The sequence below is a fragment of the Escherichia sp. HH41S genome, from assembly GCF_009820115.1.
GTDB classification, from domain to species: Bacteria; Pseudomonadota; Gammaproteobacteria; order Enterobacterales; family Enterobacteriaceae; genus Escherichia; species Escherichia coli_F.
In genome coordinates, this window is the sequence record NZ_VNXE01000064.1 from 22,103 (window position 1) to 42,782 (window position 20,680).

General features: G+C 51.8%; 28 protein-coding genes and 1 pseudogene. 5 read left to right on the forward strand and 24 right to left on the reverse strand.

All coding sequences use genetic code 11. The annotated features are described in order from the left end of the window. From FQZ95_RS12155 to FQZ95_RS12165, 3 genes are all read right to left on the reverse strand, one after another. Entirely contained in the window at positions 1-597 is a 597-nt protein-coding gene (locus FQZ95_RS12155; protein WP_160530234.1) for a glycoside hydrolase family 108 protein, read from the reverse strand. An 85-nt stretch (positions 598-682) separates the two neighbouring features. Further along, positions 683-1,132, reverse strand: a complete 450-nt coding sequence (locus FQZ95_RS12160; protein ID WP_160530235.1) for a Mor transcription activator family protein — start codon at positions 1,130-1,132, stop codon at positions 683-685. After that, positions 1,129-1,680, reverse strand: a complete 552-nt coding sequence (locus FQZ95_RS12165) for a gp16 family protein (protein WP_160530236.1) — start codon at positions 1,678-1,680, stop codon at positions 1,129-1,131. The genes FQZ95_RS12160 and FQZ95_RS12165 overlap by 4 nt, the downstream gene beginning before the upstream one ends. A gap of 30 nt (positions 1,681-1,710) precedes the next feature. Between FQZ95_RS12165 and FQZ95_RS12170 the strand changes: the two genes are divergently transcribed. After that, complete coding sequence (locus FQZ95_RS12170) at positions 1,711-2,115, forward strand: DUF2513 domain-containing protein (RefSeq protein WP_160530237.1); 405 nt, start codon at positions 1,711-1,713, stop codon at positions 2,113-2,115. Here FQZ95_RS12170 and FQZ95_RS12175 read toward each other — a convergent pair. From FQZ95_RS12175 to FQZ95_RS12225, 11 genes are all read right to left on the reverse strand, one after another. Next, positions 2,086-2,388 (reverse strand): hypothetical protein, encoded by a 303-nt coding sequence (locus FQZ95_RS12175; RefSeq protein WP_062897840.1) that lies wholly within the window; start codon positions 2,386-2,388, stop codon positions 2,086-2,088. The two genes, FQZ95_RS12170 and FQZ95_RS12175, sit on opposite strands and share 30 nt — an antisense overlap. Continuing rightward, on the reverse strand, positions 2,366-2,563 hold the full coding sequence (locus FQZ95_RS12180; protein ID WP_160530238.1) for a hypothetical protein: 198 nt from the start codon (positions 2,561-2,563) through the stop codon (positions 2,366-2,368). The genes FQZ95_RS12175 and FQZ95_RS12180 overlap by 23 nt, the downstream gene beginning before the upstream one ends. Then, positions 2,556-2,786, reverse strand: coding sequence for a hypothetical protein (locus FQZ95_RS12185; RefSeq protein ID WP_237427988.1), 231 nt, complete (start codon positions 2,784-2,786; stop codon positions 2,556-2,558). Before FQZ95_RS12185 ends, FQZ95_RS12180 begins: the two co-directional genes overlap by 8 nt. Before the next feature lie 94 nt (positions 2,787-2,880). Next, positions 2,881-3,405, reverse strand: coding sequence for a host-nuclease inhibitor Gam family protein (locus FQZ95_RS12190; RefSeq protein ID WP_001107927.1), 525 nt, complete (start codon positions 3,403-3,405; stop codon positions 2,881-2,883). Between the two features lie 20 nt (positions 3,406-3,425). Further along, entirely contained in the window at positions 3,426-3,713 is a 288-nt protein-coding gene (locus tag FQZ95_RS12195; protein WP_042099546.1) for a hypothetical protein, read from the reverse strand. A gap of 12 nt (positions 3,714-3,725) precedes the next feature. After that, entirely contained in the window at positions 3,726-4,145 is a 420-nt protein-coding gene (locus tag FQZ95_RS12200; protein WP_160530239.1) for a hypothetical protein, read from the reverse strand. A 14-nt stretch (positions 4,146-4,159) separates the two neighbouring features. Beyond that, positions 4,160-4,423: a hypothetical protein gene (locus FQZ95_RS12205; RefSeq protein WP_160530240.1), complete on the reverse strand. Its 264-nt coding sequence runs from the start codon at positions 4,421-4,423 to the stop codon at positions 4,160-4,162. Positions 4,424-4,667: 244 nt separating this feature from the next. Then, the gene (locus tag FQZ95_RS12210) at positions 4,668-4,895 is read right to left on the reverse strand and encodes a hypothetical protein (protein ID WP_000987805.1); all 228 of its coding nucleotides are present in this window, start codon (positions 4,893-4,895) and stop codon (positions 4,668-4,670) included. 12 nt (positions 4,896-4,907) lie between these two features. Continuing rightward, on the reverse strand, positions 4,908-5,840 hold the full coding sequence (locus FQZ95_RS12215) for an AAA family ATPase (RefSeq protein ID WP_089639413.1): 933 nt from the start codon (positions 5,838-5,840) through the stop codon (positions 4,908-4,910). A 74-nt stretch (positions 5,841-5,914) separates the two neighbouring features. Further along, entirely contained in the window at positions 5,915-8,002 is a 2,088-nt protein-coding gene (locus tag FQZ95_RS12220; RefSeq protein WP_160530241.1) for a Mu transposase C-terminal domain-containing protein, read from the reverse strand. Between the two features lie 2 nt (positions 8,003-8,004). Further along, positions 8,005-8,241, reverse strand: a complete 237-nt coding sequence (locus tag FQZ95_RS12225; RefSeq protein WP_000987080.1) for a helix-turn-helix domain-containing protein — start codon at positions 8,239-8,241, stop codon at positions 8,005-8,007. 140 nt (positions 8,242-8,381) lie between these two features. Between FQZ95_RS12225 and FQZ95_RS12230 the strand changes: the two genes are divergently transcribed. Then, positions 8,382-8,969, forward strand: a complete 588-nt coding sequence (locus FQZ95_RS12230; protein WP_077900543.1) for a helix-turn-helix domain-containing protein — start codon at positions 8,382-8,384, stop codon at positions 8,967-8,969. 245 nt (positions 8,970-9,214) lie between these two features. On the opposite strand, the pseudogene FQZ95_RS12235 reads toward FQZ95_RS12230, so the two are convergent. From FQZ95_RS12235 to tauA, 4 genes and pseudogenes are all read right to left on the reverse strand, one after another. Continuing rightward, a pseudogene (locus FQZ95_RS12235) lies at positions 9,215-9,421 on the reverse strand (TauD/TfdA family dioxygenase); the annotation flags it as partial. Then, the gene (gene tauC, locus FQZ95_RS12240; RefSeq protein ID WP_160530242.1) at positions 9,418-10,245 is read right to left on the reverse strand and encodes a taurine ABC transporter permease TauC; all 828 of its coding nucleotides are present in this window, start codon (positions 10,243-10,245) and stop codon (positions 9,418-9,420) included. The pseudogene FQZ95_RS12235 and the gene tauC, both read right to left, overlap by 4 nt. Further along, complete coding sequence (gene tauB / locus FQZ95_RS12245; RefSeq protein WP_039021002.1) at positions 10,242-11,009, reverse strand: taurine ABC transporter ATP-binding subunit; 768 nt, start codon at positions 11,007-11,009, stop codon at positions 10,242-10,244. Before tauB ends, tauC begins: the two co-directional genes overlap by 4 nt. A 12-nt stretch (positions 11,010-11,021) precedes the next feature. Then, positions 11,022-11,984: a taurine ABC transporter substrate-binding protein gene (gene tauA, locus FQZ95_RS12250; RefSeq protein WP_160530243.1), complete on the reverse strand. Its 963-nt coding sequence runs from the start codon at positions 11,982-11,984 to the stop codon at positions 11,022-11,024. 305 nt (positions 11,985-12,289) lie between these two features. Between tauA and frmR the strand changes: the two genes are divergently transcribed. The 3 genes from frmR (at position 12,290) to fghA (ending at position 14,635) form a co-directional block, all read left to right on the forward strand. Next, positions 12,290-12,565, forward strand: a complete 276-nt coding sequence (gene frmR, locus FQZ95_RS12255) for a formaldehyde-responsive transcriptional repressor FrmR (protein ID WP_001141271.1) — start codon at positions 12,290-12,292, stop codon at positions 12,563-12,565. A gap of 34 nt (positions 12,566-12,599) precedes the next feature. Beyond that, the gene (gene frmA, locus FQZ95_RS12260) at positions 12,600-13,709 is read left to right on the forward strand and encodes an S-(hydroxymethyl)glutathione dehydrogenase (RefSeq protein ID WP_000842102.1); all 1,110 of its coding nucleotides are present in this window, start codon (positions 12,600-12,602) and stop codon (positions 13,707-13,709) included. 92 nt (positions 13,710-13,801) lie between these two features. Further along, the gene (fghA, locus tag FQZ95_RS12265) at positions 13,802-14,635 is read left to right on the forward strand and encodes an S-formylglutathione hydrolase (protein ID WP_160524142.1); all 834 of its coding nucleotides are present in this window, start codon (positions 13,802-13,804) and stop codon (positions 14,633-14,635) included. Between the two features lie 225 nt (positions 14,636-14,860). Here the strand turns inward: fghA and FQZ95_RS12270 are convergent, their stop codons facing one another. From FQZ95_RS12270 to mhpC, 6 genes are all read right to left on the reverse strand, one after another. Beyond that, positions 14,861-15,400 (reverse strand): DUF2058 domain-containing protein, encoded by a 540-nt coding sequence (locus FQZ95_RS12270; protein WP_001096705.1) that lies wholly within the window; start codon positions 15,398-15,400, stop codon positions 14,861-14,863. Between the two features lie 101 nt (positions 15,401-15,501). Further along, positions 15,502-16,713, reverse strand: coding sequence for a 3-(3-hydroxy-phenyl)propionate transporter MhpT (gene mhpT / locus FQZ95_RS12275; protein WP_160530244.1), 1,212 nt, complete (start codon positions 16,711-16,713; stop codon positions 15,502-15,504). A gap of 309 nt (positions 16,714-17,022) precedes the next feature. After that, positions 17,023-18,042: a 4-hydroxy-2-oxovalerate aldolase gene (gene mhpE, locus FQZ95_RS12280; protein WP_001013508.1), complete on the reverse strand. Its 1,020-nt coding sequence runs from the start codon at positions 18,040-18,042 to the stop codon at positions 17,023-17,025. Further along, positions 18,039-18,989, reverse strand: a complete 951-nt coding sequence (gene mhpF / locus FQZ95_RS12285; RefSeq protein ID WP_000044306.1) for an acetaldehyde dehydrogenase — start codon at positions 18,987-18,989, stop codon at positions 18,039-18,041. The genes mhpE and mhpF overlap by 4 nt, the downstream gene beginning before the upstream one ends. Further along, on the reverse strand, positions 18,986-19,795 hold the full coding sequence (gene mhpD / locus FQZ95_RS12290; RefSeq protein ID WP_160530245.1) for a 2-keto-4-pentenoate hydratase: 810 nt from the start codon (positions 19,793-19,795) through the stop codon (positions 18,986-18,988). Before mhpD ends, mhpF begins: the two co-directional genes overlap by 4 nt. A 9-nt stretch (positions 19,796-19,804) precedes the next feature. Then, positions 19,805-20,671 carry a 2-hydroxy-6-oxonona-2,4-dienedioate hydrolase gene (mhpC, locus tag FQZ95_RS12295; RefSeq protein WP_000121898.1) on the reverse strand — a complete coding sequence of 289 codons (867 nt, stop codon included), beginning with the start codon at positions 20,669-20,671 and terminating at the stop codon, positions 19,805-19,807. Positions 20,672-20,680: the final 9 nt, after the last annotated feature.

The following is a 20,680-nucleotide window of genomic DNA, read 5'->3' on the forward strand; positions in this document are numbered from 1 at the left end:
TCACCCCCGCGTGGCGGACATGATGCCCAGAGGGGTATCGATGATTTCCAGACAGGCGTCGGTCAGTTTTTCCATGCGGTTAAACCAGCCGTTCAGGTATTTACCCTGGGCGGGTTTTGACTTGATGATGTCGGCATAAAAGCGGGAACGACGGACAATGCAGCGGGCCAGCAACCAGTCCGGGGTGGACAGACTCACGGCCTTACGGGTACGCGGGCCGATGATGCCGTCAGCATCCACATCAGCGGCTTCCTGCAAAATTTTGATGGCTTTTTTAACGCCATGCTGAACCGCTGCATCGAAAACAAACATCGCCACGCCATCAGGCCACTGGTCACATCCGGCAGGCAGCCAGTAATCGCGCCAGTAAATCTGCGCGACCTGTTCGCGGGTTAAATCTTTGATGCGGGTATCCGGTTTGCCGTCACCGCTGACATCGGTTTTGCCGTCAATCACACCGTCGCGGCGGTCAGAAATGCCGTATTTGGTTTCACCGCCACGGTCAGTGGGGTCATTGACATAAACGCCTTCGATATCAGGACGCAGAATAAAATTCAGCGCATGCTCAAAGGCCGGAGAGAATTTTTGATTTTCCATAAAAGCACCTGTGAAGCAGAGTTAAACGTGGTCTGCTTCATGGTGCCGGAGGCACAAAAAAAGCCGGATTTACCGGCTTTATTGATTAATGGCGTCGGTGCGGACGACGAACGGGGCGGGATTGGTTCGGGGAGTGGTAAAACAAATCAGGCTGGTATTTGTTACGCTCCAGACGTCGCATCCGCTTGATGGCCTTGTAGACGGTCTTATACGTCACCCCATAACGCTGAACCAGTTCAGGGATATTATGACCGTTAAAATCACGCCAGATACGCATATCCCGGACAAGACTTTCCAGAATACTCCCCCTCGGAACATAAACCTGCATCCCCCCGATATGGCGACAAATAGCCACAACCAGCTCAAGGGAATAGACTGGGTCCGCGCCAATCCGGGCCAGCTCTTTACGCAACAGAGCGTTCAGCTCTGAAAGTAACGCCGGATAAGCGGTGTTTTCCTGGTAATCGTTAAGGTATTCCAGAACGCTGTCGTCCCGGAAGTCTTCGAATAAATCCTGCTCTTTCATTTGTTTCATACAGCAATTCTCCCGCTGTTTCGTGCGCGGGCATATGCACTGGTCAGTGCATCATAGCCGCGCAGCTCCCGCCCGGTTTCGCTCACAGGTAAGGGCACGCCATGTCGGACAAAGGCTTCCCGGATGCAGCGCATATGCCACTGTTTGAGCGTTTCGAGCACAATCTGCAACGATTCCCCGTGACACCATGCCAGCGTGGAAACACCTTTACCGCCATTACGTCTGGCTGTCAGGCGCTCAACGTATTTGTCCAGCGCAGCGTCGCTGATATCGGAGACAAAACCATCAAGGAACATCTGCTGCCAGATTTTGTAAATCTTCTCGCGCGGTGTGACATGCCCCTTAAAGCGACGGCGGGGATGTTTTTTCTGCTTCTTAAAACCGCGCTCTTTCATGGCATCGAGCACACGTTCCAGTTGTGCAACGGACAGCTCGCGGCAACTGGTCTTGCCCGTGCACTGCACCAGAAAGGCGCGGTAAGTGTCATCGTCGAGTTGTAGATCACGACGGGCGACATGAATTAACTTAATAAGCGATGTGCGACTCATTTTGTCACCTCTCATATTAAGGAATGAGATATGAAAATTGATTACGATGAACTGGCAAGAATCCTTGATACTTTTCTGAATGCAGACAGCGCATTTATTACCCTTAAGGATGTTGGAATCGACACAACCGACGATGAAGATAAACTGATATTTCATTTATTACTGCTCGTCGAAAATGATCTTATCGGTAACAGAGAACTGCAAACTGGCACCCCGGAGTGCATCGGTCTGAAGTTCACCACAACAGGTATTGGCTGGCGAAACATACCAATAAGGCTGACTCAGGACGGACATGATTTTGCCAATGCATTGCATCAAAAACCTATTCTTGAACGAATCAAAAAAGAATTTGCCGAAGCCCCGTTTGATGTTGTCAAAGACCTCGGCAAGGGGTTTTTAACTCAGTTATTTAAAAAGAAACTCGGTATTGAATAACTCCTTACTCATTCGCTGTAGCACATCAAGGGCGGCAACTGCCGCCACTTTATCCTGACCGGCAATGATTTTTCGTAATTCCTCAATAATCCAGGCATGGCTTAATGATTCAGCAATCATCGTGCGCTTTTCTGAAATTAAATTTTCTCTGGCCTGCTCATAGTGCTGGTATACGACATTATCCAGAAAATCATTTACATTTTGTTCTGGCATGCCACTGGAAATTAAGGTTGCAGCCATTAAATCAGCATCAGTAATCATCTGTATTTTCATTTCTTAATACCTCCTCGCAATAAAAAACTTCATTCGGATGGCGTTTCTGCATGTGCTCCATCACCTGCATACATGCCTGCTCTGTGGGCCAGATTTTTTCTGTCACCGGAATGGCATCACAGGCATCATTCCCACAGGTGCCAACCAGCAGGACAAAGCCAATTGACTTAATCACCGTTCGTCTCCATTTGTTCCAGGCGCTGCGCTTCGCGCATACACAGCTGCGCAATCATCATCTGGCGGGTAATGCCTGCACGAATAAACGAAGCTGCACGACGGAGATTTTTTGCATTCGCCTGTTGAATCAATGCAGGCACTGATGCCAGACATTCGGCGCTGTCTTTAATCAGCGTTGCTGCTGTTATTTCTGTTTTTTGTCGTTCACTCTTTGTGGTCATAAACATCACCATTTCAGATTCAGGCGCGAGCAACCCCCTGACGCATCGCGCCATAATTAAAAGAGAGTGGATTAATTAAATATTTGTAGTGGTATTAAATACCGGCTTCCTGTTCAAATGGAATAATAGAAAAATCCTCAATGCCTGATTTAACTGTGATTCCGGCGACACCTGCGACTGCTTTCGGTTCCAGTAAAATCGCTTCCTTGTTGATTTCCTGTTTCGTGCGAATAAAACGTTGCAGGCCAAGACGCTCCAGCGTTTCCATCACCGCATCCACACCGCGAATACTTACCGATGGTGGGCGCTGACGCCATGACACATCGCCGGTGACCAGGTTCGCCGTCTTCACCTTGCCGCCGTTCGTCAGTTCGTCACGGTTCGCTTCACACCATCCCTGAACACCTTTTGAAAGGGTTTCAATACTGGTTTTAAGCGGCGCAATCTGTGAGGCGTATTTCTCCGTAATCTCAGCGATAGCGTCATTCATTTCCGTTTCAAGTCGTGCCGCTTCGCGTTGCAGGTCACCAATCCGGCGGATATCACATACCACGGCATCGCGGGATTGCGGAACATAAGCCGCTGCGGCGTTCTTGATTCGTTTTGCTGGTTTAGCCATATAAATAAAGCTCCTGTTAATTAATATTCGCTGTATACAATGCTGGATACAGCACGATTGCTTAATTCCATCTTTTGGGCAATGACATGAATAGCCAGCCCTTCTTTATAAAGTTCACGACACAAATATTTGTCGTGCTCACTGACCCGGTATGCACACAACGATATTCCGTGCCTTCTGGCATGTGCCTGTAGGGCGGTTGGGGCAACGTTCAGTTTTTTCGCCATTTCTTCGACGGTCATTTTCCCGACGCTGGCTTCGATAAATTCCCGGTCTTCGCGTGACCAGCGTTTACGCTTACACATCATTCCGGTCACCACTCAGTACAACAGGGGGTCGCGCAGTGATGCCGGAATATGCCGCAGCGATAACTGAACCGCTTTCAGGGCAAGGGAAGAATACGTCCCCTGCGTCCAGCCTTTCGCCATTTGCCGGTAATCGCGCCAGATGTTCTGCCACTGCTCCCGTGCGTCCGGGTCTGACGCGCTGATGTATTCGCGGTCCATGACGTATTCCCATAAATCCACATTGAAGGCATTGCCAAACGTAATGGCGCGGAATACCGCCTCCCCGCAATAACGCGCACAAATGCTGTAATGGTCGAATGCAATCAGGTAAGTCTTTTCGCCATACCCCTCAACTTCGCGCGCGCAAATAAATTCGCGCAAGTCTCCGCCATTGTTATTACGCATTTTGATTCGAATTAATGCCTGAATTTCGTTTCTGATTTTGGCGTTCATTGTCAGCGTTCCTTTCAGTGACGTGTTCCTTCAACTGTCGTTTCTGTGACATCGCCACCCGTGATGAGGCCGTCATTTTTCAGTATTTCAATGGCCTCATGGGCTGACTCGCTAACGATATCCCGGCTTTTTTCCAGAACCAGTAACGCTATCGCACCAGCAAGCGTGTACTCATCACCATCCAGCTCTGCATTGTGGTCCACGTTAACATTTGTGCGTAAATACTGCCCTTTAACTTCAGATGTCACATTTTTGATTTCGATAATGACTTTTGCCATTTTGTTTCTCCTTATTGATTCTGAATAACTACGCTGACCTTTACCTTCGCGCCTTCTACCTGTTTAAAGAAAACCGCACTGCACCACGGGCAACATGTAAAGGAGTCCCATACTTCATTTTCGGGTGAACTTTGCGTCATAAGCTGTTCGCCACATCCGGGACATTTATATGTCGTCAAAGGCACCCCGTGGCGCTGACAGTGTTTAACCCACGCAATATATTTTCCTGACCTGATACTCATCGTTATCTCCAGATAATCTGACAACCATTAAGACGGGCCGTCCATACTGAACGGGCAACCCCTGATTTATGCTCCATAATCCTGACAGCGTTTCTGACCAGCTCCGGCGGTGGGCAGGTGATTTCAAGCACCGGGCGGGCCACGCCCAGCCAGGATTCGTTGACGTGGCTTCCGCGCTCCTGTAACCAGGTCTTTACTTCCGTCGCCATTTTGATATTCCGTGACATCATGATTTATGCCCCTTACCACCAGTTCAGTAACTTCGGGTTGCTGTAAACCTCTTTAAAAGCCGCTTTAATGTAGCCTTTGGATAACGGAACACCTTTCCCGCTGGCTGCCAGCCATGCCTGATTCAACGTATGAGTTAATACACGTAATGCACCTGGTTTTTCCGCTATGCTCTGCATGAGTGATAATTCATCTTCACCCTCAATGCCCCAGGCTTTCGCAATTGCCACCACATCAGCCTTTTTGGCTTTACGCAGTTGTTTTGTTCTGGCGAAACGGCTGAACAAACGCGCAAGGTCATCCGTTCCCCGGTGTGTGGCTTTGGCTAACTGGCTTGGGTTACCAATCAATACCATCCCGACGCCTGTTGCATCCTGAATGGCGCGCAACTGCTCCAGCCCGTCCATGCTCAGGTGGTCAGCTTCATCCACAATCACCAGACCGCGTGTGCCGTTCAGTTTTTTGCGAATGGCACGGGTTAGCGCGCCTTTACTCCTTTGCGGGTTATCAATTCCCAGTGCGTCTGCCAGTTCCAGCAGACACTCGGTCACTGTTGAGTGTGCAGGGGAAAGGGTCACCATCCAGGTATTAGATACACGGTTACTGTATTCGCGGGCCGCAACGGTTTTACCAACACCCGGCACACCAACCAGAACGCTGATACATCCCATAACACGCACGGTCTGAAACAGCTCGCGCAAATCACGGAGGGTTTGTGTTTCCACAAGTTGTGGCGCGCCTGGCAATTCCTGGCTTTTCAGCCAGTCCTGATGCCACATCTGTAATTTGTCATGCATCCCTTCGGTATCGCCTTTGTAACGACCTTTGCGAAGTTCCGATAGCGTGGCCTCTGACACGCCCGCTTCTTTAGCAATAACACCCTGAGTTTTTACGCCGTCGGAAATCAGCGCATTAATCGTATTGAAAACATCATTAATATCGGTCATATTATTTCCTCGGTTATTTAAAATTAACTTTGCTTCCCTGTTTAACAGTCCGTTCTCGCGGACTGTTTTTTTATTCAGGCCAGCGGATCATCCTGTTCCTGTATGGCTGCAAGTTTCTGCAAACCCAGCCTGAAATCGCGTTCATAATCTTCGTCGTAATCCTCCTCATAATCCTGTTGCTGGATGGTTACCGTATTACCAACCGGGCGATAAACATTATCCAGCCAAGGTTCGGCCTGTTTGTGCTCCAGAATCTGAATACCTTCATCTTCAGCATCACGAATTTTTTCCTCAGCACGTTTGCGCATTCCTTTAATACGCTGTTGCTGTTTGTGATATTCCGCACTGACAGGGAAGGCTGCGCGTTTATTGCCGTTCCATATCGCCTCACAGATAAAGCTGCCGTCCTTGCGACGTACCGTAATTCGCTCGGCGTCATGAATGTCATAACTGATAAGCACTTTGCGACCGTGTTCGTCACGCAACTCCGGCGCGTAGTAAATATTGTTCAGCCACTGGATTTCGCAGCGTCTTACCGGACGCTCCACCATCGGGCGGAACATGTCGCGCAGCTCAAGATCACTTAGCCACTCAATTTCAGTGTCTTCTTCTGCCAGGCGTTTTTTTCTGAACTCTGCCGGGCTGTAATGCCGCCCGTTCGGTTTCATCGGTAGCTCAGAATGCGGGCGGTTGTTGTACCATTCCACGCCTTCACGAATAGCCTCAATAAGCTCCGCCCACGATGGTAGCTCGCGCATTGCAGCTTTCTGGCGGTCGTTCAGAGGCTTGTCCTGTTGCATGGCGTTAAACGCTGAACGCAGATCACGGTTAAGTACACGCAACGATTCCCGGTCAGCACCCTTGCCAAAATAGGTGCGATACCTCCTGGCTATACGCATCGGCAGTGTCCGGTTCAGGCGTTCAATAATGCCGCGCCCCTGTGGATTACCGGCAATACCGGTAGGGTGTTTAATCCCCAGGCGGGGCAGAATACCCACGACCTCTTTGTCCAGCATGTCAGCCGTTTCACCAGAACCATTATCCGAGTAATACAGAAACGGTTTTCCGTGGTTGCGAATGCCGTGCTGTATCGCACCGGCAACGGCGAACACGTTCTCGGCAAGATCAAGACTCCAGCCAACAACAAACCGGGTTCCACCGTCGATCACAAATGTGACTTCTGGTGAGAATGGTCGCCCGTGGATCGGATGTGCACATTTCAGCTTCATACCGTGACCGTCACCAATCCACACATAATTCACTGGCATAGCTGTCCAGTCGCGGCGGGTAAATCCTTCAAGCTGACGGTATTCACTGCCGGTAACACGCCCTTTTTGTTTCACCACTTCCGGCAGTTTTTTCATGGCATACCGGACAACATCATAGGAAGGCATCACCTCCAGCATGTATGGTTCGTCCGCATGGCGACGCTGCCATTCCGCGACAAAATCCTCGTAGGCTTCAGACATAGGTCTGCCGTTCACCTGGCGATACTGCGCCAGAAACTCAGGTAGCCAGCTAATTTGTTCCGGTTTTATTTCGTCGCGTTTTCCTGGTGCCAGTAACAGCAGCCGTTCTGCGGCGTTCTGTGACTGGTTGTACTTCAGCACCCACTGATAAAGCGGGTCACGACTGATGGTGCGATTAGCGCCACGTTTTGCATTGGCGTTAACTGCGGCCTGTTGCAGGCGTTCCGGTAGTTCACCTTTACGGGCTTTTTCGACAAGATAGTTAATGGCTTTCAGCCGCCCGAGATTACCGTCGCTTTCCAGCTTCAGCACTTCCACCACCAGCGCAGCCCTTGCTTCAGATACCCGACGCTGATTTTCGGTCAGTGCATTCAGGCGTTCTTCCATCAGTTGTGGCGAACCGCGATATGCTTCGATTGCCTGGACAGCATCAGGATTGCGCGCCTTCCTGGTAACGACCTGAACTTCGGAAGCGTTGTGCTCCGTAGCTACAAGTTGTTCCACATAACGTTCACGCAGCGCCTTTTGAGTCGCTTCCGGCAGACAATCAATGTGGTACTCAATGGCTTTTGTACCTGCTCGTTTGCGTCGAAAATGCTCTGATGAGGCCAATTTTTTTATAGTGTACCTCACACCTTGCGCACTTCCCGGCATACCAGGCAGCCCCACGAGTTCGTTGACAGACACAAACATTTTTACGCCACCTTACGAACGTAGCGGCTGGGCCAGATCTCCTCCGGAGCCACGCCGATAGCATCAGCAATAATGCGCTCATACTTAGGGCATTTGCGGTACAAGGCATTCTTTAAAGAATCCTTGTTTAAACCTGCTTCAACTGATAGCGAACGCAAAGTAAAGCCTTTCACATGCACCGCAGCGACAACATGTGCCGGGTGCCAGTCCTGTTTTACAACTTCATTTATAGACATCATTCGTTTATCCTTAAAAGTTATCTGCGCGGATAACACCGCCGGATAATCTCTACAGATAAATATTTGATCACTACAAAAGAAAAGTAAAGAGTTTAAATCTCTTTCTTTAGTGATTTTTATCTACACAAGGATAAATGCTTATGAATCATGCAGTTAAGAGAAAAGAAAAAAACGATAAAAAAGAAAGTGATTTTTCTTTTCCAGCATTTCAAAAAGAAAGCATCAAGGAACGACTGGCAAAGTTAATGCGTGGTCGGTCTAAAACAGCTGTTGCGAAAGCGTGGGGGCTTCCATTCTCTACACTTAATAACTATTTTGAGAAAGATGCGATACCATCTCTACAAGTAGCTAGTCAGATAGCTTTTGCAGAAGGAGTAAGTATTGATTGGCTTGTTTTTGGTAAGGTAGACGCAGAGTCGTTACATCCTCAAACAGATAACAACGCCCAGAACCAACCACTCGATATCACACAACAACGACTCCTAGCTATTCTGAGTGCCCTGGAATCACCGGAGGCTGAGCGGTTGTCCAAACTCCTGGCACTAAATGGAGCCAAATACTTGTCGCGCTTACTGGAACCTGAGAACCAAGAGTTGATCCAATTAGAAGGGCGAAAACGAGCAGCGGCACTACTTCTAGATAATCTATCTGATGATAGAGTTAGAGAGATTTTGGCAGAAATTGAAGCTAGTAATCTCTCGCACAGTTTAAAAGCGAAGGCAGGTTGACTTCATTGACCTGCCTTTAGAGCTTCTTTAAAATCAAGTTTAGAGCCAATACTGATGTTTTGAAGGGCTTTCAAACTATCGAAAGGTACGGCGCGCCTATCTTGAATATGTTGTCGATTGTGGCGCATTGAACATTTTTTGATGCCTCCTATCTTGAATCTAATAGACATCTAACTTATTGAATCCCATCAAATCCCGCCTTTTCCAATCTCTTCCCGATTATCTTGAATAAATTACCTAGTCATAATATGCAGTTCGCCAAAACGCTGGGCCAGCGCGCGTTGCTGCTGCGGTGTAATGGCTTGTTCACGCACAAATACCACCTGATGGCGCAGCACCGCATGGTAAAGCTGTTCAAACTGATTATCGCTTAACGGACGCGTCAGGTCGGCACCCGAAATTTGTGCACCGATATACGGCCCCAGCGGGGTAATGCTCAGACGTTCACTCATTGTACTTCTCCATGCCAGGGCGTCAGGCGGCGCTGTAACGCGCGCAGACCCAGTTCTAAAAGAAAGGCGATAATCGCAATCACCGCGATCCCCGCCAGCACCACGTCAGTCGCGAGAAATTCACCCGCTGACTGGACCATAAAACCCAAACCGCGCGTTGCGGCAATCAGCTCCGCCGCCACCAGGGTAGACCAACCCACACCCAGACCAATGCGTAATCCGGTGAGGATTTCCGGCAGCGCGCCGGGCAAAATAACAAACCACAGCACCTGCGCACGGCTGGCACCCAGCGACTGGGCGGCACGAATGCGAACCTGCTGCGCGCTTTTCACCCCCGCCAGCGCCGACATCGCCACCGGCGCAAAAATCGCTAAATAGATCAGTAAGATCTTTGAGGTTTCACCAATACCAAACCAGATCACCATCAACGGCAAATAAGCCAGCGGCGGCACCGGACGATAAAGCTCGATTATCGGATCCAGAATGCCCCGCACCGTCGGACTTAGCCCCATGGCGATCCCAACCGGAATGCCGATTAACACTGCCGCAAGTAACGCGAACATAATGCGCGTCAGGCTGGCTGCCAGATGTTGCCACAAGGTGGCGTCCATAAATCCCTGCGGTCCTGCAATAGTGAGCAGTTTTGCCATTACCTGTTGCGGCGGCGGCAGAAACAGCGGGCTAATCAGTTGCAGCGCCGCCACCGCCCACCATACCGTGAGTAAAACCGCTAACGTGCCAATGCTTAAGGTCACCTGACGCGAGAGCGGCCAGCGCCATTTCAGCCGATGCGAATGCAGTTTTTCATTAATGAGCACACTCATGAGAACGCCTCCCGTTGCTCAAATACGCGGCTTAAAACATATTCGCGCATGGCGATGAATTGTGGATCGGACTTGATGCTGCGGCTCGGTTCCCCGGCAACAAAGCGGCGGGCGAAGTTGAGCGGCAGGCGTTCCAGCACGCGGCCTGGGCCGGGTGAAAGCAGAACCAGTTCAGTCGCCATAAACACCGCTTCTTCTATATCGTGGGTAATCAACAGCACCTGCTTGCCCGTCTCCTGCCAGAGTTTCAGCAGCAGGGTTTGCATCTGGTCGCGGGTGAAGGCGTCCAGCGCGCCAAACGGTTCGTCGAGTAATAACAGCTGGGGATTTGCCGCCAGCGCGCGGGCAATCCCTACCCGCTGACGTTGACCGCCGGAAAGCTGCCAGATATAGCGTTTTTCTGCGCCTTCCAGCCCCACTTTTTTCAGCATCTGGTGCGCGATTTCCAGGCGCTGTACTTTCTCTACACCTGCCAGTTGCAGGCCGAATGCCACGTTGTCTACCACATTACGCCACGGCAACAGCCCTTCATTCTGAAAAACCACGCCCCGCTCTGCGCCCGGTCCCTCAATGCACTTACCCGCCAGTTGAATGCTGCCATGCTGATAAGGCACAAAACCGGCAATCAGATTCAGCAAGGTGGTTTTGCCGCAGCCAGACGGTCCCAGAACCACCAGAAGCTCGCCGCTTTCCAGCGTCAGGTTGATATCTTCCAACGCCGGTTTGCCGCCATAATCGGCGTAAAGATGAGAGATTTGCAGCATCTGCGCCTCCTTTTATTGCACGAAGCGCGAGGTCACGTACTGGCTGTAATCATTCGCCACGGCAGGGACTTTGCCCTGATCTTTCAAAAACTGCGCGGTATCGATGATCGCTTTATTCACCGGTCCGGTCAGTTCTGCCGTTTGTTGCTGCGGCGTCAGATAGGTATTCCCCTTCACCAGCCCCGGAACGTCACCTTCCGGCACGCCGCTTAAACGCGCCAGCTTGCTGATGTTTTCCGGCTGTTTCAGCCACGCGTCTGGGTTAGCAATGTACGGTTGCTGAGCATCGATGGCGCTTTTAGCAAACGCTTTCACGACTTCAGGATGTTTCTCGGCAAAATCTTTGCGCACGACCCAGACGTCCAGTGTCGGCGCGCCCCACTGCCCGACCTGTTCAGAATCGGTCAGCACCTTGCCATCTTTTTCCAGGGCGTTAACCGCCGGTGCCCAGACATAAGCACCATCAATGTCTCCCCGCTGCCAGGCGGCGATAATCGTAGGCGGCTGCAGGTTCACAATCTCCACTTGCCCGGGTTTAATGCCCCAGTGTTTCAGCGCCGCCAGCAAGCTGTAATGCGTGGTGGAGATAAACGGTACGGCAATGCGTTTGCCAATCAGATCTTCGGGTTTGCTGATGGTTTTCTTCACCACCAGCGCTTCGGAGTTACCCAGTTTTGACGCCAGCAAGAAGACTTCAATCGGCACCTGTTGGCTGGCTGCAACCGCTAATGGGCTGGAACCGAGGTTGCCGATTTGCACATCGCCTGAAGCCAGCGCCCGCACGATGCTGGCTCCGCTGTCAAACTTGCGCCAGTCCACCGTCGCCCCGCTCTCTTTAGCAAAGGTGTTATCAGCCTGAGCCACTTTCGCCGGTTCAGCGGAGGTTTGATAGGCCACGGTGACGTTCACCGCCTGTGCCTGAAAAGCGATGAATGCCAGTGCGGCAAGAAGTGTGTTACGCGATGAAATTGCCATGATTGTCTGCTCCCCTGTCTTGTTATGGGAGCAGTATTTCGTTGCGGGTCAGTTTGATAAAGGAATTAAAACGTCTTGTTAAGAACAAAGCGTTTTTAGAAAAAAATCGGCAATGGTTAGCGAATATGCGCATTTTGCTATTTTTAACAAACATCGCCTGGTGCAGCGCTCACGCCTCTTATCATGCATACAAATACTGGGGCCGGATAAATTTTATGCTCCAATGCTATATACTATAGGGGGGTATGCATTGACATATAGCATACCCCCCTATAGTATATTGCGTGCAGATGATGAGGTGCGAAATGCCCAGTACTCCGGAAGAGAAGAAAAAGGTCCTTACTCGAGTTCGTCGTATTCGGGGGCAAATTGATGCTCTGGAACGGTCGCTGGAGGGTGATGCCGAATGCCGTGCCATACTCCAACAGATCGCTGCCGTTCGGGGCGCGGCTAACGGGCTGATGGCAGAAGTGCTTGAAAGCCATATCCGGGAAACGTTTGACCGAAATGACTGCTACAGCCGCGAAGTCAGCCAATCCGTTGACGACACTATTGAACTGGTTCGTGCCTATCTTAAATAGCTGAATCTATTACCATATTGAGGAAGAGCGAGAGATGAAATCACGTGCTGCCGTTGCATTTGCTCCCGGTAAACCGCTGGAAATCGTTGAAATTGACGTTGCACCACCGAAAAAAGGTGAAGTGCTGATTAAAGTCACCCATACCGGCGTTTGCCATACCGACGCATTTACCCTCTCCGGCGATGACCCGGAAGGTGTATTCCCGGTAGTTCTCGGTCACGAAGGGGCCGGCGTTGTGGTTGAAGTCGGTGAAGGCGTAACCAGCGTCAAACCTGGCGACCATGTGATCCCGCTTTATACCGCAGAGTGCGGCGAGTGTGAGTTCTGTCGTTCCGGCAAAACTAACCTCTGTGTCGCAGTTCGCGAGACTCAGGGCAAAGGCCTGATGCCAGACGGCACCACCCGTTTTTCTTACAACGGGCAGCCGCTGTATCACTACATGGGATGCTCTACATTCAGTGAATACACCGTGGTTGCGGAAGTGTCTCTGGCCAAAATTAATCCAGAAGCAAACCATGAACACGTCTGCCTGCTGGGCTGTGGCGTGACCACTGGCATTGGCGCGGTGCATAACACTGCTAAAGTCCAGCCAGGTGATTCTGTTGCCGTGTTTGGTCTTGGCGCGATTGGTCTGGCAGTGGTTCAGGGCGCGCGTCAGGCGAAAGCGGGACGGATTATCGCTATCGATACGAACCCGAAGAAATTCGATCTGGCGCGTCGCTTCGGTGCTACTGACTGCATTAACCCGAATGACTACGACAAACCGATTAAAGATGTCCTGCTGGATATCAACAAATGGGGTATCGACCATACCTTTGAGTGCATCGGTAACGTCAACGTGATGCGTGCGGCGCTGGAAAGTGCTCACCGCGGCTGGGGTCAGTCGGTGATCATCGGGGTCGCGGGTTCCGGTCAGGAAATCTCCACCCGTCCATTCCAGTTGGTCACCGGTCGCGTATGGAAAGGTTCCGCGTTTGGCGGCGTGAAAGGTCGTTCCCAGTTACCGGGTATGGTTGAAGATGCGATGAAAGGCGATATCGATCTGGAACCGTTTGTCACGCATACCATGAGCCTGGATGAAATTAATGACGCCTTCGACCTGATGCATGAAGGCAAATCCATTCGAACCGTAATTCGTTACTGATTTCCCGCTGATTTCGCCCCGTCCAGTTCAGACGGGGTTCTCAATACCGTCCCCGGGCAGCCGTCCGGGGATTAACCATGAGATAATGACTGATGGAACTCATTGAAAAACATGCCAGCTTTGGCGGCTGGCAAAATGTGTATCGGCATTATTCCCAATCACTGAAATGTGAAATGAATGTCGGTGTCTATCTCCCGCCAAAAGCCGGGAATGAAAAATTGCCGGTACTGTACTGGCTTTCGGGCCTGACCTGTAACGAGCAGAATTTCATTACTAAATCGGGGATGCAACGTTACGCGGCTGAGCACAACATTATTGTTGTTGCGCCAGACACCAGTCCGCGAGGCAGTCATGTCGCAGATGCCGACCGTTACGATCTCGGACAAGGTGCCGGGTTTTACCTGAACGCAACGCAAGCGCCGTGGAATGAACATTACAAAATGTATGATTATATCCACAACGAGCTGCCGGATTTAGTGATGCAACATTTTCCGGCAACGACCAGAAAGTCTATCTCAGGTCATTCTATGGGCGGGCTGGGCGCGCTGGTGCTGGCGTTACGTAACCCAGATGAATATGTCAGCGTCTCGGCGTTTTCGCCCATTGTCTCCCCATCGCAAGTACCGTGGGGACAGCAAGCCTTTGCCGCGTATCTTGGTGAAAATAAAGATGCCTGGTTGGATTACGATCCGGTGAGCCTTATTTCACAAGGTCAACGCGTTGCGGAAATCATGGTTGATCAGGGATTGAGTGATGATTTTTACGCAGAACAGCTGCGGACTCCAAATCTTGAAAAGATCTGCCAGGAGATGAATATCAAAACGTTAATCCGTTATCACGAGGGTTATGATCACAGCTATTATTTTGTCTCCAGTTTTATTGGCGAGCATATTGCCTACCACGCCAATAAATTGAATATGGGTTGATCATCTGCGCACAGCTGCCGGATGCGGCGTGAACGCCTTATCCGCCTACATTTCGCCCATAAACCGTAGGCATGATAAGACGCGCATAGCGTCGCATCAGGCATCTGCGCACAACTGCCGGATGCGGCGTGAACGCCTTATCCGGCCTACATTTCGCCCATGAGCCGTAGGCATGATAAGACGCGTCAGCGTCGCATCAGGCATCTGTGCACGGCTTATCGATGATTACCACATCAAATCATCAGGCACTTTAAAGTCGGCATACGGATCGTCTTCATCCTGCTCTTCGGCGCTGAGCGCGCTGTGCAACACAATACTGCTGGCGTCACGCTGAGCAATTTTATCGGCAACGCTGGCGGGAATAATGGCGTATTCACCTTCGCTATTGTTATCGACCAACAAGCGGGCAATCGCCAGACGACCATTAATCAACTGCGCTTGCGTGAGCTTATCGACAAAGATTTTCTTAATCAGATTACCGTCAGTGAAGTTAAAACCAATATCGCCATTAGCAATGGTGATCCGGTTCATTTCAATAAGCTGCTTCACCTGGGCTTTATATTCTTTCGCCAACGCCGCTTGTTTTTGCTGCTCGCTAAGCTGTTTATCACGCTCAAGCTGTGCCTTTTTATTTTCTTCTACCGCCGCCCGAGCTTCACGCGCCTGAACGCGCGATTTTTTCGCCGTTCTCTCGACCTTCGCCGCTTTTTTGCTTGTGACTAATCCTGCTTTGAGCAACTGCTCTTGTAAGGTAAGTTTTGCCATCTTTGTTTCCAAACCCGCTGAATAATTTTTAGCGAGTATACCTGTAAACGCCGTAGGTGTATTGGGGGCAAGTCCCTTTCGCCCCGGCTTAATAAGGCGCGTCAGGCATCAGCGCACGGCTGCATTCGTGATTTTCGACTCATCAAAATAAACACCGCTAATCCAGCAACAAGAATACCCGGCGCAGATGCGGCCATTACGCCAACCGTGCCAGTGCCTAATGCCAGCATTTTCCCTGCCAGCAACGGGCCGCTCATGGCACCCAGACGCCCAATCGCCACGGCGGTTCCCACGCCGGTTGCGCGGATCTGCGAACTGTAAAACAACGGAGCCAATGCATACAAAACGCTTTGCCCACCTGTTGCAAACAACCCTGCGACGAATCCCGCCAGCAACATACCGCTAAATGACGATACCGTTCCCAGTGCCAGCAGCGAAGCTAACATGCCGCTATAAATCAGTAGCGACATGGCCATGGGTCGCAGTTTATCCATCAACGCGCCCAAAATTAATGTTCCGCTCGCCGCTCCCATTTGCAGTGCAAACATCACCCCTGCCGCCTGCGATGGCTGGAATCCTTGTTCCACTAAAAGCAGCGGTAGCCAGTTGATCAACATGTAGACCACCAGCAAAGTGAAGAAATAACACAACCACAGCAGCAGCGTTGCGGTTGCCGTGTCGGGCGCAAATAACGCACGCAGCGGCGGCGCAACCTGTTTTTCGCCAGCGAACACCATCGACTCCGGCAGCCAGCGCATTAACAGCGGCACCAGAATCAACGGCACCACGCCACCTACCCAAAACACCGTTTGCCAGGCTAAGTTTGCCCCTGCAAAACCCAGTGTCGCCGCCAGCGCCGCGCCAATGGGAACCCCGCAATACATCAGGCTCACCGCCGTTCCACGAAAACGTGGCCCCGCCGCTTCAGACGTCAGGGCGATAAGATTCGGCAACGCCGCCCCCAGCCCGACACCGGTCATCAGCCGCGCAAAGACCAGTGAGGGGAAATCCCAGGCAATAGCCGTTGCCAGCGAGAACAAACCAAACAGCGCAACTGAACCAATCAAAATGCGTTTACGACCATAACGGTCCGCCAGCATTCCGCCAACCAGCGCGCCGGGTAGCAAACCGAGTATTCCGGCACTGAATATCCAGCCCATTTGCATTTTATCGAGTGCAAAAGCCTGGGCGATGCCACCCGCCGCAATGCCAGCCGCCTGAAGATCCAGTCCTTCCATCAGAGCGACCAAAAAACAAAGCCCGACGGTCAGCATCAGGCGGGATGAAGATGATGAAGGGGTACGAGTCGACATAAGATGAACCTCGTTGCGAATGCAGGTGAATCGCGGCTGATACATTGCCAGCCGCGTAATCAAAACCATTTAATGACTACCTACGGGCGAAATGTAGGCCGGATAAGACGTTTACGCCGCATCCGGCTGTCGTGCGCCATTGCCTGATTCGACGCTGACGCGTCTTATCATGCCTACAAATTCCCGCGCCATCCGTAGGCCGGATAAGGCGTTTACGCCGCATCCGGCAGTCGTGCGCCATTGCCTGATGCGACGCTGACGCGTCTTATCATGCCTGGGATGGGTATACAAAATGTACGTTGTCAACAGTCAACATGATTTGTTGTTGCGCAGATCCAGCGCCACGTCGACGATCATATCCTCCTGACCACCGACCATCCGGCGTTTACCCAGCTCAACGAGAATATCCACCGCGCTTAAACCATAACGCGCCGCCGCCGTTTCACAGTGACGCAAAAAGCTTGAGTAAACACCAGCGTATCCCAGCGCCAGCGTTTCGCGGTCGACACGTACCGGACGATCCTGCAACGGACGCACCAGGTCGTCAGCGGCATCCATTAACGCATAGAGATCGGTCCCATGCTGCCAGCCCAGTTTATCCGCGGCGGCAATAAACACTTCCAGCGGCGCGTTACCTGCCCCCGCGCCCATCCCCGCGAGGCTGGCGTCGATGCGGTCACAGCCCTCTTCCACCGCCGCGATAGAGTTCGCCACGCCAAGGCTCAGGTTATGGTGAGCGTGCATGCCGGTTTGCGTTTCCGGTTTCAGCACCGCTTTCAGGGCGCGGAAACGGTCACGGATATCGCTCATGTTCATCGCACCGCCAGAATCCACCACATAAATACAGGTCGCACCGTAGCCTTCCATCAGCTTTGCCTGCTTTGCGAGATTCTCCGGCGTGGTCATGTGGCTCATCATCAGAAAGCCAACGGTATCCATTCCGAGTTCGCGGGCATACTGAATATGCTGAGCGGAAACATCAGCTTCGGTACAGTGCGTTGCCACACGAACCACCCGCGCGCCAGCCTGCCAGGCATTTTTCAAATCGTGAATAGTGCCGATTCCTGGCAGCAACAACGTCGCGATTTTGGCGTGCTTCACCACATCCGCCGCAGCTTCAATCCATTCAAGGTCGCTATGCGCACCGAAACCATAGTTAAAGCTGGAACCCTGCAAACCATCGCCATGGGCCACTTCAATCGAATCCACGCGGGCATCATCCAGTGCTTTGGCAATCTGGCGGACATTTTCAAGTGAATACTGATGACGAATGGCGTGCATACCGTCACGCAACGTGACGTCTGAAATATAAAGTTTTTTACCGTTCATGCCGCTTCTCCTGCCTTGCGCGCCAGTGACTGGGCCATTTTTTCTGCTGTCGCCAGCGCACTGGAAGTCATAATGTCGAGGTTGCCTGCGTAGGCAGGCAGATAATGCGCTGCGCCTTCGACCTCCAGCCAGACCGCCGTTTTCAGCCCAGAGAACTGACCAATGCCCGGTAAATTAACCGGTTTATCCTGCGGGATAACTTCAAACTGCACGCGCTGTTTCAGGCGATATCCCGGTACGTAAGCCTGCACCGCCTCAGCCATTTCATTAATTGAGGCTTCGATATCATCTTGTGAAGCTTCATCGCTCAATACATACACCGTGTCGCGCATCATCAACGGCGGCTCTGCCGGATTAAGCACAATAATCGCCTTCCCTTTTGCCGCGCCGCCTACGACTTCAATGGCTCGCGAGGTGGTTTCCGTAAATTCATCGATATTGGCACGCGTGCCAGGGCCAGCAGATTTACTGGCGATAGAAGCGATGATTTCGGCGTAATGAACACGCGCCACGCGTGAAACCGCCGCTACCATCGGAATGGTGGCCTGGCCGCCGCAGGTGACCATGTTGACGTTCAATTGATCGACGTTTGCGTCGAGATTAACGACCGGCACGCAGTAAGGGCCGATGGCAGCAGGCGTCAGGTCGATTAAGCGGATATCCGGTTTCGCTTCGCGCAAAGCGGCATCGTTTTTCACATGCGCGCCCGCGCTGGTCGCATCAAACACTATATCGATATCAGCAAATTCAGGCATGTTCATCAGCCCGATCACCCCTTCATGGGTGGTGGCGACGCCCATGCGTCTGGCACGCGCCAGCCCGTCGGACTGAGGATCAATGCCGACCATCACCGCCATCTCCAGATGCTGACCGTGACGCAAAATTTTAATCATCAGGTCGGTGCCAATATTGCCAGAACCGATAATGGCGACTTTACGCTTACTCATGACAGACTTCCTTTTAGGGCTGCGTTTGAAAATGTCGCAGCAACTGAACCTATGCCTTCAATATGGGCTTCAAAACGATCGCCCGCATTTACCGCCACCATCGGACCTAATGCCCCGGTGAGAATGATATCTCCGGCACGCAGCGGTTCACCCAGGCTGGCCATTTTGCGTGCCAGCCAGACGGCGGCATTAAGTGGATGCCCCAGACATTCGCTGCCGCGCCCGCTGGAAACCTCTTCGTTATTACGCGTCATCGTCATAGTGCAGTTTTTCAGATCTAACCCTGCCGGACGTTGCGCCGGACCACCGATGACATATACCCCACAGGAGGCGTTATCTGCCACGGTATCGACAAACTGAATCGACCAGTCGCGAATACGGCTGCCCACCACTTCCAGCGCCGGAAGCACCCATTCAATGGCGCTATACAGTTCGTCGAAGGTAATATCCGTTGCGGGTAAATCGCGGTTTAGCACCAGTGCGATCTCTGCTTCAATACGAGGTTGCAGAACACGGGAAAAAGGAATGGTTTCGTTATCGCCATAACACATGTCGGCAAATAATGTTCCGAAATCCGGTTGATCAACCCCCAGTTGTTGCTGCACTTTCGGATGCGTCAGTCCCACTTTACGCCCCACCACGCGACGCCCCTGCGCAACGTCATATTGCACATTTATGTGCTGAATGGCGTAGGCCGCTTCAGCGTTATCGATACCAATCAGATCGCGCAGCGGCGCAATCGCTTCGCCCTGCTCTGCGGCGCGGCGTAAATCCGCCGCCAGTTGCTCAAGAGTATGCTTCGTCATGACCGTTCCTTAAGGACGTGCGAGGAAATTCAGCACCAGTTGATTGAAAGCGTCGGCATGTTCCCACTGAGCCCAGTGACCACAGTCGCGGAAGATATGCAGCTCAGAACCGGCGATGCCAGAAAGCAGACGCAGCCCTGCGTCCATCGGCACAAAACGGTCGTTACGCCCCCAGACAATCAGAGTTTGCGCTTTGATTTCCGCCAGACGTGGACCAAAATCCGGGAACTGTTTCGGATTGGCTTCCAGGCTCTTAACGAAGTTTTCCAGGTGATCGCGGCGCGACAGCATATTATTCAGGCGCGCTTCAAACAGGGCGTCGGTCAAATCGCTGGTATCGAAAACGAAGATATCCATCATCAGCTTCAGATTTTCGATAGTCGGCTGGCGATAAAGCTGATTCAGTCGCTTAATGCCTTCAGTTGGCATCGGCGTAAACAAACTCATGCCACCTGTACCGCCGCCCATCAGCACCAGTTTGCCGACGCGCTCCGGCCAGTTAAGGGTGAACGCCACAGAACTGTGGCCGCCCATCGAGTTGCCCAGCAGGTGGATTTTGGCGATATCCAGTTGATCCACCACGCTTTTCAGGATGCGCGCATTGAGATCCGATCGCGAACCACTGTTAACGATCGAATCGCTCTTACCCCAACCAGGACAATCCAGCAGGATCACCCGATAGCCAGCTTCTACCAGCGGATCGATATTGCGGCTGAAGTTCGCCCAGCCCGTAGCCCCCGGGCCGGAGCCGTGCAGCAGGACAACGGTTTCGTCGCCTTGACCGCAGTCATTAAAATGGATGCGCAGCGTTTTACCCGCTTCTTCTACATTCAGAAAACGGCTGGTGGCGGCTTCGGTTTGTGGCTGATAACTCATCATCTTCTC